The organism is Mesorhizobium sp. L-8-3 (genome assembly GCF_016756615.1).
In the GTDB taxonomy this organism is placed as follows: domain Bacteria; phylum Pseudomonadota; class Alphaproteobacteria; order Rhizobiales; family Rhizobiaceae.
The window spans coordinates 4,522,419-4,535,067 of sequence record NZ_AP023262.1 but is presented as its reverse complement, the minus strand read 5'-3'; the positions used below and the strand labels follow the sequence as shown (position 1 = coordinate 4,535,067).

Below are 12,649 nucleotides of genomic sequence, written 5' to 3'. Positions count from 1 at the left end.
AACAAGAGCCCGGCGGACCGGGCGGCGTCTTGAACGGAATTGCAGGCGAGCCGTGTCAGGTCACCGCGTCGGCGTAGACCCCCGGAGAAATGCCGAAGCTGCGCACGAACAGCCGTGTCATGTGGCTCTGGTCGGCAAAGCCGCCGGCTGCGGCGGCCTCGGCGAGCGGCATGCCGCCCGCGATCAGGCGTCGGGCGAGATCGATGCGCCGCTGCATAATATATGCATGCGGCGTGCGGCCCGTAGCCCGCGCGAAACCGCGCAGGACCTGGAACCGGCTGAGACCGCTTTCCCTCGCGAGATCGGCAAGAGTGACCGGCATCGTCGGTGCATCGTCGATGAGCGCACGCGCCCGGCGGATCGCCATCGGCACCGCCCGCGCTGGCTCACTCATTTCCTCCCCGATGAGCCCCGCCAGTAAAGAAAGCAGCAACTCGTCGCAGCGGATCTGCGATGCTCCATCGTCAGGACCCGTCGCCGCTGCGAAGAGACGCAGGAAAATGTTGGCCGTCATCCGGCTCGTAATCGCGGGATGATGAAACTCCCGGGTGCCATGAGCGCCGTCGGCGATATCGTCCGCCGCGCCCTGGATCATGGCCGGCTCGAAATAGAGCATGCTCCAGGCCCGGCCATCGTCTCCGATCGGCATGCCGTCATGCACCTCGCCCGGGTTGACCGTGATCGTGTCACCGGGCCCGGCCTCGACCATGCCCCTGCCGCTGAAGGATCGCTGGGCGCCGCGATGGATGACGCCGATGCCATAGTGCTGATGCGAATGCCTGGGAAAGCTGTGGCGCGTCTCCGCGACGATGGCCTCGACCCCGCGCATCCCGCTGCGGATCATCCTGAAGCCGTTCGCCATGTCCTTCCGATCGTGCCGTCCCCTGCGTCGCGCATCGAGAATAGATAGTCCGGCATCGAAGCGGAAGGCGTCGGCCACGACACGCTATCTGTCGATAGGTCCCGGCCGCTCGAGGCAGGAACGAAGCAGATGGCGGGCGCGGCGGATCTCATCGTCGCTGACGACATGGGCACGGTCCTCATAGATCACCGTGTCGACCGTCGCCCCGAAACCCGAAAGGACTGCCGCCGTCTCCCGCACGCGCCAGGCGGGCACCCAGTCATCATTCTCGCTTCCGGTGAGCAGCACCGGCACACCGGGAATCCGCTCCGGCGAACGCCACGTCGTACCGGGCGGCCCGATCAGGCCGCCGGTGAAGAACAGCCCGGCCGCATAGGGCGCCGGGCGCAGCATCAGCGTCTGGGCGGCAAGGCAGGCGCCTTGCGAGAAACCGCACAGCACGACGCGTTCGACCGGGAAGCCCGTCGTGCCCAGCCTCTCGATCAGCGCATCGATTGCAGAGAGCGCCCTGCCGAGGTCAGGCTGGTTGTCCTCCAGCGGCTCCAGGAAACGGCGGGGATACCAGCTGCCTGCCGGCGCCTCGGGGCAGTAGTAGCGAACACCATCGATGGCCAGAGCTTCTCCAAGATTGGCCATTTCCTCAGGCGTTCGGCCGCGCCCATGGATCATCACTGCCGCGAGGCGCGCCTCGGACACGGTCGCGCCCGTTTCGAGAACAGGAACCATCGGCTGGTCTCCCGGCGACCCGCGCCGCGCGTCCGGACGGACGCACGGCCGTCGAAGGCCACCCTGGCTACTGGGCCATCGCGCCTTGCGGCACCTTGATCGTTTCGAGTTGCGCTTCGATCTCGGCGCGCCGCGGCTCGAACCAGGGCGGCAGCAGCAGCTTCTCGCCGAGATGTTCCTTCGGCTCGTCGATGGCGAAGCCGATGTCGCAGGTGGCCACTTCGCACAATATGCCGCCCGGCGAGCGGCAGTAGATCGAGTGGAAGTAGTTGCGGTCCTTGATCTCCGACACGTCGGTGTAGCCGAGCCCTTCGAGATGGAGCTTCACCTCCATCTGCTCCTTTTCCGTCGGCACGGCGAAGGCGACATGGTGGACGATGCCGGGCGCAAACTGCCAGGAGCCCTGCTTCTGGTCGGGCACATGGACCAGATCGACCGTCTTCTGGGCACCGCCCTCATTGATCCGATAGCGGTGATAATTGCCGTCGATGCCGACTTTCTCGAGCCCCAGGCCTTCGGTCAGGAACCGGTCCTGTTCCTCGATGTCGCGCACCGACATGGCCACCGAATGGAAGCCGCGCACGGCCGCGTCGGCCTTGATGTCCTTGGTCGTCCAGCCCTTCGTCTTGTCGTCCTTATCCTCGATCATCTCGAAATCGAGGCCGGCGGGATGCCGGAAATGCAGGGTCTTCTGCCCGAACCGCTCGCCTTCCCCGACGATCTCGGTGTTGTGGCGCTTGAGATGATCCTTCCAGAACGGGATCGAGCCGTGCGGGACGGAATAGCCCGTCGTGTTGATCTGGCCCGAGCCCCGGCGTCCGCTTATCCCCATGCGCGAGAATGGAAAGGTGGTCGAGACCGATCCGATCTCGGCATCGGCATTGGCGTAATAGAGATGGTAGAAGGAGACGGTGCCGTCGAACAGGATCGTCTGCTTGATCATCCGCTGACCGACGACCTGGGTGAAGAAGTCGATGTCCTCCTGCGCGCCCCAGACGCCGCTGGTGACGTGATGCAAACCGTTTACCCGTGCTGCCATGACAATCCTCCCGTGAAAAACGCGGCCGCGACGACCAGAGTGATCAGCGCTCCCGTCGCCGCCCGAAAATTCTGATACGATCGGTACATTATCGAACCATGACCGCGTCCCGCAAGCCCTTCGAGGCGAGATTCGATTGTGCAACGCAGCAGGACGAAAGTCGGATACCGAGCGCCGAAGAAAGGCAGAGCATCGACCGGAGGCAAACGAAGCTCTTTGCATTCTCCCTCCAAAACAATAGCTTATTACCGAATTTGGAATCATCGCGTCAGAACTGGCCGCCTCCAGCCCGTCCTTCCTGTCTGGAAAGTCCGTCAGATATCCGTCGGCGCGGCCTCCAATTAAGCACCGATCGATACAAAACATCTGCTTGAACGGACTCCGCCAAGGGGCTATGACAGCAGTCGAACGGATCTGGAGCCGGCACAATGGCGCGCCCGAAGGAATTCGACCGGGAAAAGGTGCTCGATCGCGCGACGCGGCTGTTCTGGGAGCGCGGCTTCGGCGGCACGTCGATCAGCGACCTCGAGGCCGCGATGGGCATCGGCCGCACGTCGATCTATGCCGCCTTCGGCGCAAAGGAAGACCTGTTCATGGCCGCAATCGACCATTACGACGCGACCTATTCCATCAAGCTGCGCAACGCCTTGAATGCCGGCCTGCCCGTCCGCCAGGCGATCGAACGCTATTTCGAGGAACTGATGATCGCCTTCGGCGACCCCGATTTGCCGCTCGGCTGCCTGGTCACCAATGTGGCGGTCGAGGGCGACCGGGGCACCACGCGCATGGGCCGTCGCATCGCGGCTTCCATCACACGCGCCGAGGACACGTTCTATCGCATGCTGCGCCAGGCGCAGGTCGAGGGAGCGATCGATTCCCGTGCCGACGTCCGCGCCATCGGCCGCTTCCTCGTCGCCTCGACCCACGGCTTGTCCGCGCTGGCCAAGGCCAATTCGGACATCAATGCGCTGCGCGACGTGGTGGCGGTCATCATGGCGTCGGTCGACACCATGTTTGCCGGCGGCGGGGCGGCGAACGCCAACAAGCCCAGGGCGGCGAACGCCTGAGCGACGCCCTGCTTATCCAGGCCAGGCTGGACAAGCCAATGGCGCCCTATGCGGCCCTCGACAGAACGAAGTCGCATTGCGCCTGCCAGAACGGCTGCGAGAACCCGTACTTCGTCATCGCTTCCCTGTCGTCGTTGCGGACGAAGTCCACGATCAGGCTCTCCTTCACGCCGAACACCGCATCGCTGGTCAGATAGGGATCCCCCGGCACGAAATAGTGGGTCGTGATCGGCGAGAACCCCTTGGCGCCGACGATGAAGTGGATATGCGCCGGCCGATAGGGGTGGCGCCCGAGGGCCGCGAGCATCTTGCCCACCGGGCCGTCGTCCGGGATCGGATAGAACTTCGGCTTCGCCGAACGGAACCAGTAGCGCCCGTCCGCATCCGTCGTGAAGATCCCCCGCAGGTTCATGTCCGGCTGTATGCCTTTCTGCTGGACGTCGTAGAAGCCCTCGTCATTGGCCTGCCAGAGGTCGAGCAGGGCGCCGGCGATCGGCCTGCCCTCCGTATCTGCAACGCGCCCCGTCACAACCATCGGCTCGCCCTTGCCGTCGAGGCAGATATTCGCGCCGTTCTCGAGATAGGGCGCCCCCTCGACATGGAACGGCCCCAGGACCGTGGTCTCGGTGGCGCCGGAAGGCTTGCGGTTGTTGATCGTCTCGACCAGCATCGAGACGCCGAGCGTGTCGGAGAGCAGGATGAACTCCTGCCGCCAGTCCGTGCACATATGGCCGGTATCGGTCAGGAACCTGATCCCGGCCATCCACTCCTCATTGGTCGGCTCCACTTCCTTGATGAAGCCGTGCAGATGCTTGATGAGCGAGGTCATCACCCTATAGAGGCGCGGATCGACCTTGTCCGGGTCCATCCGGGCGATGACGGCTTCTTCGGATCTCTCCTCGGAGAAATAGACGGTCTTTTCCGACATGGATTTTCCTTTCCGATAGTCAGGCTGCTTCCTTGACGGCTTTCCCAGTGTTTTTCGCCGCCCTTCCGAGCAGCGCTTCGAGTACCCGGGCGAGCTCGCCCTTCGGATCGGCGGCGCGTTTCTTCGAACGCCAGGCGACGTGGTGGTCGGGTCGCACGAGCAGGCAGCCGGCGTCGCTCACCTCGCGGGCGCGCGCCCAGTCTCCATAGGGATCCTCGATCTCCCGACCCGGTCCGACGACGACGACGCGGATATCGAGTTTCAGCTCCGCCCCGACCTGATTGGCCGCCTCGACCCAGCCCTCACCGCCGATTCCGGTCATGAGCGTGAACCGGCCATGACCGCACAGATCGAGCGAGGAGAGTTTCTGCGTCCCCTTCTCCAGCCAGACATGGGGCAGACGCGCACCGGGAAAGGTCGTGGGCTCGTAACAGAGCTCGGCGTCGCCCTTGAAGCCGGGATCCTTCGAACCGTCCGGCACGACGGCGACGGAAGCGTAGCGCTGGTTCATCTCGACGCCGTGACAGTCGAATTCATAGACCTTGCGGGCGATCGCTTCGCGCAGCTTCCTGCGCTGTTCCTCGCCGGCTGCGCTGTTTTTCTTGCGCGCCTCCATATTGGCCTTCATCCGTTCGGGATCCTTGGTGTCGAGCAGGCCGAGGGCCTGGAAGATCGGCCCGAATTCCTCGATCGACTTGTTGGCGCGGTCGACGATCTGCTTGCCGATCGGCGCGCGCTCCTGCTGGTAGCTGTCGAGCAGCGAGGGTGCTGCCTCGCCCTTCACCACCATCGCCATCTTCCAGGCGAGGTTGAACGCATCCTGGATCGAGGTGTTGGAGCCAAGGCCGTTGGACGGCGGATGCCGGTGGGTGGCGTCGCCCATGCAGAACACCCGGCCCTTGGAGTAGTCGAGCGCATGCATGTGGTTGACCGTCCAGGTCGAGACCGACTTGATCTCGATCGGGATCGTGTCGTCGCCGATCAGCGAATAGGCGACGCTCTTGGCGAAGGCGTCATCGACCTCTGGCGCGGGCTGGTTGATGTCGTAGCCCCAGACGATCAGCCATTCGTCCCACGGACGCACCATGCGCACGAGGCCCATGCCGATACCGCCGACATTCGAGCCCGGCTGCATCACCCAGTAGAGCACGCTCGGCCGGTGAGCGACGTAACGGGACAGGTCGCCCTTGAAGATGATGTTCATCGAGCCGGCGACGCCCATCTTGCCGTTCATCCTTAGGCCGGCATCCTTGGCCACCTGCGAATTGCCGCCGTCGGCGCCGATCAGATATTTCGAGCGGATCTCATATTCCTCGCCGGTCACGCGGTCGCGGACGAGCGAGGTCACCCCGGTCCTGTCCTGCCTGTGCGACAGATATTCGGTGGACAGCCTGGCCCGCGTCCCGCGCGCGCAGGCGGCGCCGAACACGATCGGCTCCAGGAAATTCTGCGGCAGGTCCATCATCCGCGTCGGGCTCGCCAGCTGGTGCCGTGCCGCACTCATCGGATGGGTGCCCCAGGTGCGCAGGCGGCCGAGTTCTTCGCCGGCAAGGCTGGTGCAGAACACATTGTCGCCCATCAGTTCCTGCGGCGCGCCATAGAGCTTGGCATCCTGCTCGAGATCGAGGTCCCGCAGCACTTCCAGGGCGCGCTGGTTGGTTATGTGCGCGCGCGGAGTGTCGGACAGCCAGCGATATTTCGTCACCAGCACGTTGGACACGCCATAGGTGGACAGAAGCGCGGCCATGGTCGAGCCGGCCGGGCCGGAGCCGACCACGAGGACATCGGTTTCGATCATCATTTTCCTCCTGCGATTTCGGATCGGGTGAGCATTTCGAACCGGCGGCGAACCGGAAAGAGGTGAAGGTCGTATCTGTCGGCCAGCGTTCCCCAGAGGCCCTTGGGGAAGAACATCATGACGACGATGGCGAGCGCGCCGAGCAGCATCAGGTACCAGGGCCCGAAGCCGGCAAGCTGATCCTGCAGAACGAAGAAGACGACCACGCCGACGATCGGTCCCTCGATCGAGCCGATGCCGCCGATGACGACGATGAAGATCACCATCGCGGTCCAGTCGAGCACGGAGAAGGCAGCGTCGGGCGAGATGCGCGCCGTCTGCAGGTAGATCAGCGCGCCGGTCATGCCGGTGCCGAAGGCACAGAGCATATAGACCCAGAGCTTGGTGCGCATGGCGTCGACGCCGACGCTGGAAGCGGCCGGCTCGCTGTCGCGGATAGCAGCGAGCGCCAGTCCCGCGCGCGACCGCAACACGCGGTAGATCAGGAGGACGGTGAAGACCGCCAGCACCAGGGCCAGCCAATAGGTGACGACGTCGCGCGCGGCGGCAGAGCGCAGGTCCAGCCAGTCGGCGACATGCACCACCAGGAAGGAATCATTGGTGGCGCTGCGCGGCAGCGAGGTTCCGGTCCCTCCTCCGAGCGCCTTGTACTGGGCGGCGAGCAGCCGGAAAACTTCCGCCACGACCCAGGTGCCGATCGCGAAATAGGGTCCGCGCAGGCGGAATACCACGAAGGCGGTCGGCAAGGCGACAACAGCCGAAACGAGGCCCGCGAGCAGGATGGACAGGACCGGGTCGAGGCCGGGCAGGATGACGAAGGCAAACATCAGGTAGGCGCCAAGGCCGACAAATGCCTGCTGGCCGACCGAAACGAGACCGGCGAAACCGGCGAGCAGGTTCCAGTACTGGGCAAGGCACAGCATGGTCAGCACGAAGAACAGGTCCTGGATGAGCGCGCGCCCGGCCAGGAAGGGTACGGCGAACAGGAACGCCAGGAAGGCAGCGCCGAGAATTGCGGCAATGCGCGAGGCCCTGGTCTGGGTCGCGATGCGATAGCGGCGGGACGCCGGGGCGGTGACCTGTCGAGCCTGTCCTGCGAGGGTTTCAGCCATGGTCCGCCTCAATCGCTGGCGCGCGGAAACAGGCCGCGCGGCCGGATGATCAGCACGGAGAGGAAGGCGAGATGCCCGGCCAGTATCTGCCATTCGGGGTTGATCGCGGCGCCTGCCGTCTGCGCGAGGCCGATGACGATGCCGCCGGCAAGCGTTCCCCACAGGCTGCCGAGCCCGCCGATGATGACGGCCTCGAAGGCGAAGATCAGCCGCGCCGGCCCGATGGTCGGATCGAAATTGGCGCGGATGCCGAGGAACAGACCGGCAAGGGTCGCCACCGCGAGTGCGATGCCCATGGCAACGGCAAAGAGCTTCCTGTTGTCGATGCCCATGAGCTGGGCGACCGTGGGGTCGTCTGAGACGGCGCGGAACGCCCGGCCGAGCGCGGTGCGGTAGAAGAGCTGGTTGAGCGCCACGATGACGAGAACTGCCGCGGCCAGCGTGGCAAGCGGCATGAGGCCGATGGCGATGCCGCCGCCAAGCGGCAGCGACGCGGTTTCCAGGTCGCCCGCAGAGAGCCGGCGGGAGTCGGCGGAGAACGCTTCGAGCAGGCCGTTCTGGATGATGATCGACAGGCCGAAGGTCATGAGCAGCGGCGGCAATATGTCGGCGCCGATCGCCTTGTTCAGGATGACGGTCTGGAGCACGTAGCCGAGGGCGAACATCAGCGGCAGCGCCAGGAGAGCGGCGAGCGGCAGGGGGAGTCCGAGAAAGGCCACCAGCGCCATGATCAGGAAGGCAGCGAGCACGATCAGGTCGCCATGGGCCAGGTTGACCAGGCGCATGACGCCGAAGATCAGCGACAGGCCGGCCGCGAACAGCGCATAGAGCCCGCCGAGCAGGATACCCTGGATCACGACGTCGAGAGCGGCCGTCATGGGCGCCTCGCCGGAATGCGGACGAACCGCGCGTCGGAGGTACCCCCCTCTGGCCTGCCGGCCATCTCCCCCTCAAGGGGGGAGATTGGCAGCGTCGATGCAGGTGGCATTCCTGCAGCATCGCCGATTGGCGAAAGCGCAGGCGATAGACAATCTCCCCCCTTGAGGGGGAGATGGCCGGCAGGCCAGAGGGGGGTAGAGGCGACGAGTTCCCTGTTCATGTGCCCTCTCCCTCAGTGCCCGAAATAGGCTGCATGGATCTCCTCCCGCGACAGCGCGTCCGGCGCGCCGGAGAGCGTCATGCGTCCTTCCGAGAAGCAATAGACGCGGTCGCACATCTTCATGGCCTGGACGATGTCCTGCTCGACCACGACGATTGCCGTGCCTTCCGCCTTGACGGCGGGAAGTGCGGCATAGATGTCGCGGATCACCACCGGCGCGAGGCCCAGCGAGATCTCGTCGCAGAGCAAGAGCCGCGGGTTGGACATCAGCGCCCGGCCGATCGCCACCATCTGCTGCTGGCCGCCCGACAGAGCGGTCGAGGGGCTGTTGCGCCGCTCCCCCAGGATCGGAAACAGTTCGTAGAGCGTCCTGAGGTTCCACCTGCCCGAGCCGGAACGTCCATAGGCGCCGATCAGCAAATTCTCCTCGACGCTCAGCGAGGGAAACAGCTTGCGGCCCTCCGGCACCATGGCGATGCCTCGCTTCATGATGTCCGATGCCGGCAGTCCACCGATCGCCTCTCCGTCGAAACGGATCGCCTCCCGCGGAGCGTGAAGCAGTCCCGTGACGGCCTTGAGGAAGGTCGACTTGCCCGCACCGTTGGCGCCGATGATGGCAACCGTCTCCCCTGCCCCGGCTGCGGCCGATATGCCGAACAGAGCCTGGAAATCGCCATAGAAGGCGTCGAGTTTCCCGACGGAAAGCAGCGTCATCGCACCCTCACACCGGCGAGCCCAGATAGATCTCGCGCACCTCTGGGGAGGCAAGCACGGCCTTGGGATCGCCTTCGGCGATGACCCGGCCGAAATTCAGCACGACCAGCCGTCCGACCACGGCCACCAGCGCGTGCACGATATGCTCGATCCACACGATCGTGCGGCCGCCCTTGTGGATGGCCCGGATCGTCTCGACCAGTTCCTGGCACTCGCCTTCGGTAAGCCCGCCGGCGATCTCGTCCAGGAGCAGCAGGCGCGGATTGGTGGCGAGTGCGCGGGCCATTTCGAGCCGCTTACGATCGAGCAGCGGCAGCCCGCCGCTCACGCGGTTCGCCTTCGGCGCCAGGCCGGTCAGTTCGAGAATCTCGCCGATCGTGTCGACCACCTCGGCCTCGCGCTTGTCCTGGCCGAAACACGCCGCCACCAGCAGGTTCTCCGCCACCGTCAGCTTCTCGAAGGGATGCGGCACCTGATGCGAGCGGCAGATGCCGGAGAGGCAGCGTTTCTGCGGCGGCATCCTGGTAATGTCCTGGCCGTCCAGCGCGATCGTTCCGCCGTTCGGTGCGATCGCGCCGGTGATCAGGGCGAACAGCGTCGTCTTGCCGGCGCCGTTGGGCCCGATGATGCCGAGCGCCTCGCCCTCCGCCACCGACAGCGAGACGCCGTCGGTCACGACAAGCGAACCGTAGGATTTCTGCAGGCTGTCGATCGTGAGCAGCATCGGCGACTCGGGGTTGTGGGGGCCGCCCGGCCCTGAGGGCCGGACAGCGGGTTCGGTCGGTCAGGCAATGGGCTCCATCTTGCCCGCGACGGGGATCTCGGGAGCGGTCTGGTTGTCGACGATGACGATGTCGTATTTGCCATCATCCTTGAGACGCCACTGGCCGCCGACCAGCGGGGTCTTGGAAAGGTTGGACCGCGCGAAAGGCGGGACATTCTCCTGACCGAACTTGATCGGACCTGTGATGGTCTGCAGGTCGACCGTGGAGATCGATTCGACCAATGCATCCGTATCCGTGGGATCGGCGGAGCGCTTCAGCACGTCCGCGGCGAATTCGAGCAGCGAATGGATGAAGCCGATGGGCTGCGTCCACTGCCGGCCGGTGGCCTCGGTGAAACCGGCCGCAAGATCGGCCGCGGACTGGCCGTTCAGCGAGGACTTGAACGGGTGGCTCGGCGACCACCACACTTCCGACGACAGGTTGTTGCCGGTCTTGCCGAGGGCCTCCACGGCGACCGGGAAGAGGATGCACTTGCCGACACTCACCGCCTTCGGCCTGAAGCCCTTCTGGTTGGCCTGGGTCCAGAATGTGGTGAAGTCGGGCGGCAGCACCACGCCGGTCACGATCTCGACATTGCCGCCCTGGAAGGCCGTGATCTGCGCCGAGAAATCGTCGGTCAGGTTCTGGTATCGGCCGGGATCGATCAACGTGAAGCCCTGCTCGGCCAACACCGGCGGAAAACCGACATTGGGGTCGCCCCAGGCGTTTCCGTCTCCGTCATTGGGGAAGAGCCCGCCGACCACCTTGTTGGTCTCGAGCTGGTTCCACATGTTGGTGAAGACGGCGATCACGTCCTCCAGGCCCCAGAAATAGTGGAACGTATATTTGAACGGCTGCCAGCTCGCCGGATCGCCCGGATTGCCCTGGCGCCCGATGAACCAGGGCTGCCACGGCGCCATGGTCGAAATGCACGGCACTTCCTCGATCTCGCACTGGGTCGAGACCGGATTGGTGGTCTCGGGCGTCGAGGCGACAAGCATCAGGTCGATCTCGTCATCGACGATCAGTTCCTTGGCCACTTCGGCCGCGCGGTTGGGATTGGATTGCGAATCCTTGACGATCACTTCGACGGCGTAGCTGGTGCCGTTGATGTCGAGCCCGTTCTTCACGATCTCGCGGAACTGGCCGAGGATGAACTGATCGGCCTCGGCGAAGGCGGCAAGCGGCCCCGTCTGCGGGCTGACATAACCGAGCTTGATCGTCTCGGCCGCCCTGATATGCGGCGCGAACAGCGGCGCCATCGCCACGCCTGCGCCGGCCGCGGCCGTCGTCTTGATGAATTGACGCCGGCTGAGCCGGCCTGGTCTGCTGAGCGACATGTTCTCCTCCCAAGAAAAAGCCGGAACCGGCCGGCCCCCGTCATTTCCTCACGCGGCCGGCACCGACGGCTCCTCCCCGGCCCACGCCCGCGCGATCAAGGCCCGGATCCCGTCGCGCTCCAACGGTCGCGGGTTCCAGTATGGATTGGCGAGCGCGAGATCGGTGGCCCTGTCGATGCCGCTTTCCGGCATGCCGATATCGCGGAGCGCCCGCCGTGCCCCGACCTTGCCGGCGAGGTCGAACAGGCCGCCGGGGGCATCGGCCACGCCGAGCGCGACAGCGACCGTGGCGGCGGCCTTTGGCACGGCCGGCGCATTGTAGGCGAGCGCGTGCGGCAGCACGATCGTATGCGTCTCGGCATGCGGCAGGTCGAATGTGCCGCCGATCGTGTGGCAGAGCTTGTGATGCAGTGCCATGCCCACCGCGCCCAGGCACGCGCCGGCCAAGAACGCGCCATATTGCGCGTCGGATCGAGCCGCGCGATCTCCCGGATCGAGCGCGATGCCCGGCAAGGCGCGGCCGAGCGCGGCGATGCCCTGCTCGGCCAGCATGGCGATGATCGGATTCGCCTCCTGCGCATAGAGTGCCTCGACACAGTGAGCGATGGCGTTGATCCCGGAGGTGCCGGAAAGTCCCGCCGGCAGCGTCATCGTCAGCCCGACGTCATAGATCACCACCTCCGGCAGGACCTTCATCGACTTCTGCGTTGTCTTCACGCCATCGCGGGTCTCGCCCAGGATCGGCGTCATCTCGGAGCCGGCATAGGTGGTCGGGACGGCGACCTGCGGCAGATCGGTTCGCAAGGCGATCGCCTTGGCCAGCCCGATGGTCGAGCCTCCACCAAGCGCCACGAGACAATCGACGCCGCGCTCGCGCACCACCTCGAGGGCCTGCTCGGTGACGTCGACGGGCGTGTGCATCACGGCCCCAGCATAGAGGGACGGGTCGTGCGCGGAAAGATTTGCCGCCAATGCCCGTCCGTCCGCGGCCTGATGCGGGGTGGTGATGACGAGCACGCGCCTCGCTCCGAGCCGGGTCAGCTCGTCGCCCACACGCGCCAGAGCCCCGTCGCCGAACACGACGCGGGCGGGCATTCCCGTATAGACGAAATTCTCCATCCCTGGTCGCTCCTTGTTCGCATAGCGAACGATATCATTCGAAAAGTATGAGCCGGAAAACTCCTGTGTCAAGCCGATAGG

At 65.3% G+C, this 12,649-nt stretch carries 12 protein-coding genes; 1 reads left to right on the top strand and 11 read right to left on the bottom strand.

The window, feature by feature from the left end:
• Positions 1-55: 55 nt before the first annotated feature.
• The 3 genes from JN302_RS20985 to JN302_RS20975 all read right to left on the bottom strand — a co-directional run bounded on the left by JN302_RS20985 (position 56) and on the right by JN302_RS20975 (position 2,627).
• Positions 56-862 carry an AraC family transcriptional regulator gene (locus tag JN302_RS20985; protein ID WP_202334389.1) on the bottom strand — a complete coding sequence of 269 codons (807 nt, stop codon included), beginning with the start codon at positions 860-862 and terminating at the stop codon, positions 56-58.
• An 84-nt stretch (positions 863-946) separates the two neighbouring features.
• Complete coding sequence (locus JN302_RS20980) at positions 947-1,588, bottom strand: alpha/beta hydrolase (protein WP_202328895.1); 642 nt, start codon at positions 1,586-1,588, stop codon at positions 947-949.
• Between the two features lie 67 nt (positions 1,589-1,655).
• Positions 1,656-2,627 (bottom strand): ring-cleaving dioxygenase, encoded by a 972-nt coding sequence (locus JN302_RS20975; RefSeq protein WP_202304692.1) that lies wholly within the window; start codon positions 2,625-2,627, stop codon positions 1,656-1,658.
• A gap of 428 nt (positions 2,628-3,055) precedes the next feature.
• Here JN302_RS20975 and JN302_RS20970 point away from each other — a divergent pair, with 428 nt between their 5' ends.
• Entirely contained in the window at positions 3,056-3,694 is a 639-nt protein-coding gene (locus JN302_RS20970) for a TetR/AcrR family transcriptional regulator (RefSeq protein ID WP_202328893.1), read from the top strand.
• 46 nt (positions 3,695-3,740) lie between these two features.
• Here the strand turns inward: JN302_RS20970 and JN302_RS20965 are convergent, their stop codons facing one another.
• From JN302_RS20965 to JN302_RS20930, 8 genes are all read right to left on the bottom strand, one after another.
• A complete protein-coding gene (locus tag JN302_RS20965) occupies positions 3,741-4,622 on the bottom strand; it encodes an intradiol ring-cleavage dioxygenase (protein WP_202328891.1) in 882 nt (293 codons plus the stop codon).
• A gap of 19 nt (positions 4,623-4,641) precedes the next feature.
• Positions 4,642-6,420: an FAD-dependent oxidoreductase gene (locus tag JN302_RS20960; protein ID WP_202334388.1), complete on the bottom strand. Its 1,779-nt coding sequence runs from the start codon at positions 6,418-6,420 to the stop codon at positions 4,642-4,644.
• Entirely contained in the window at positions 6,420-7,532 is a 1,113-nt protein-coding gene (locus tag JN302_RS20955; protein WP_202328890.1) for a branched-chain amino acid ABC transporter permease, read from the bottom strand. The genes JN302_RS20960 and JN302_RS20955 overlap by 1 nt, the downstream gene beginning before the upstream one ends.
• Before the next feature lie 8 nt (positions 7,533-7,540).
• Entirely contained in the window at positions 7,541-8,410 is an 870-nt protein-coding gene (locus JN302_RS20950; protein ID WP_202328888.1) for a branched-chain amino acid ABC transporter permease, read from the bottom strand.
• A 233-nt stretch (positions 8,411-8,643) separates the two neighbouring features.
• Complete coding sequence (locus JN302_RS20945; protein ID WP_202328886.1) at positions 8,644-9,345, bottom strand: ABC transporter ATP-binding protein; 702 nt, start codon at positions 9,343-9,345, stop codon at positions 8,644-8,646.
• Between the two features lie 7 nt (positions 9,346-9,352).
• Positions 9,353-10,069 (bottom strand): ABC transporter ATP-binding protein, encoded by a 717-nt coding sequence (locus JN302_RS20940; RefSeq protein WP_202304670.1) that lies wholly within the window; start codon positions 10,067-10,069, stop codon positions 9,353-9,355.
• Between the two features lie 60 nt (positions 10,070-10,129).
• Positions 10,130-11,449 (bottom strand): ABC transporter substrate-binding protein, encoded by a 1,320-nt coding sequence (locus JN302_RS20935; RefSeq protein WP_202328885.1) that lies wholly within the window; start codon positions 11,447-11,449, stop codon positions 10,130-10,132.
• A 48-nt stretch (positions 11,450-11,497) separates the two neighbouring features.
• The gene (locus tag JN302_RS20930) at positions 11,498-12,568 is read right to left on the bottom strand and encodes a maleylacetate reductase (protein ID WP_202328883.1); all 1,071 of its coding nucleotides are present in this window, start codon (positions 12,566-12,568) and stop codon (positions 11,498-11,500) included.
• Positions 12,569-12,649 lie beyond the last annotated feature (81 nt).

Bases quoted from the DNA above. Each gene is read 5' to 3' on its own strand.
- JN302_RS20985 (WP_202334389.1), bottom strand. From the start codon at position 862: ATGGCGAACGGCTTCAGGATGATCCGCAGCGGGATGCGCGGGGTCGAG.
- JN302_RS20980 (WP_202328895.1), bottom strand. From the start codon at position 1,588: ATGGTTCCTGTTCTCGAAACGGGCGCGACCGTGTCCGAGGCGCGCCTC.
- JN302_RS20975 (WP_202304692.1), bottom strand. From the start codon at position 2,627: ATGGCAGCACGGGTAAACGGTTTGCATCACGTCACCAGCGGCGTCTGG.
- JN302_RS20970 (WP_202328893.1), top strand. From the start codon at position 3,056: ATGGCGCGCCCGAAGGAATTCGACCGGGAAAAGGTGCTCGATCGCGCG.
- JN302_RS20965 (WP_202328891.1), bottom strand. From the start codon at position 4,622: ATGTCGGAAAAGACCGTCTATTTCTCCGAGGAGAGATCCGAAGAAGCC.
- JN302_RS20960 (WP_202334388.1), bottom strand. From the start codon at position 6,420: ATGATCGAAACCGATGTCCTCGTGGTCGGCTCCGGCCCGGCCGGCTCG.
- JN302_RS20955 (WP_202328890.1), bottom strand. From the start codon at position 7,532: ATGGCTGAAACCCTCGCAGGACAGGCTCGACAGGTCACCGCCCCGGCG.
- JN302_RS20950 (WP_202328888.1), bottom strand. From the start codon at position 8,410: ATGACGGCCGCTCTCGACGTCGTGATCCAGGGTATCCTGCTCGGCGGG.
- JN302_RS20945 (WP_202328886.1), bottom strand. From the start codon at position 9,345: ATGACGCTGCTTTCCGTCGGGAAACTCGACGCCTTCTATGGCGATTTC.
- JN302_RS20940 (WP_202304670.1), bottom strand. From the start codon at position 10,069: ATGCTGCTCACGATCGACAGCCTGCAGAAATCCTACGGTTCGCTTGTC.
- JN302_RS20935 (WP_202328885.1), bottom strand. From the start codon at position 11,449: ATGTCGCTCAGCAGACCAGGCCGGCTCAGCCGGCGTCAATTCATCAAG.
- JN302_RS20930 (WP_202328883.1), bottom strand. From the start codon at position 12,568: ATGGAGAATTTCGTCTATACGGGAATGCCCGCCCGCGTCGTGTTCGGC.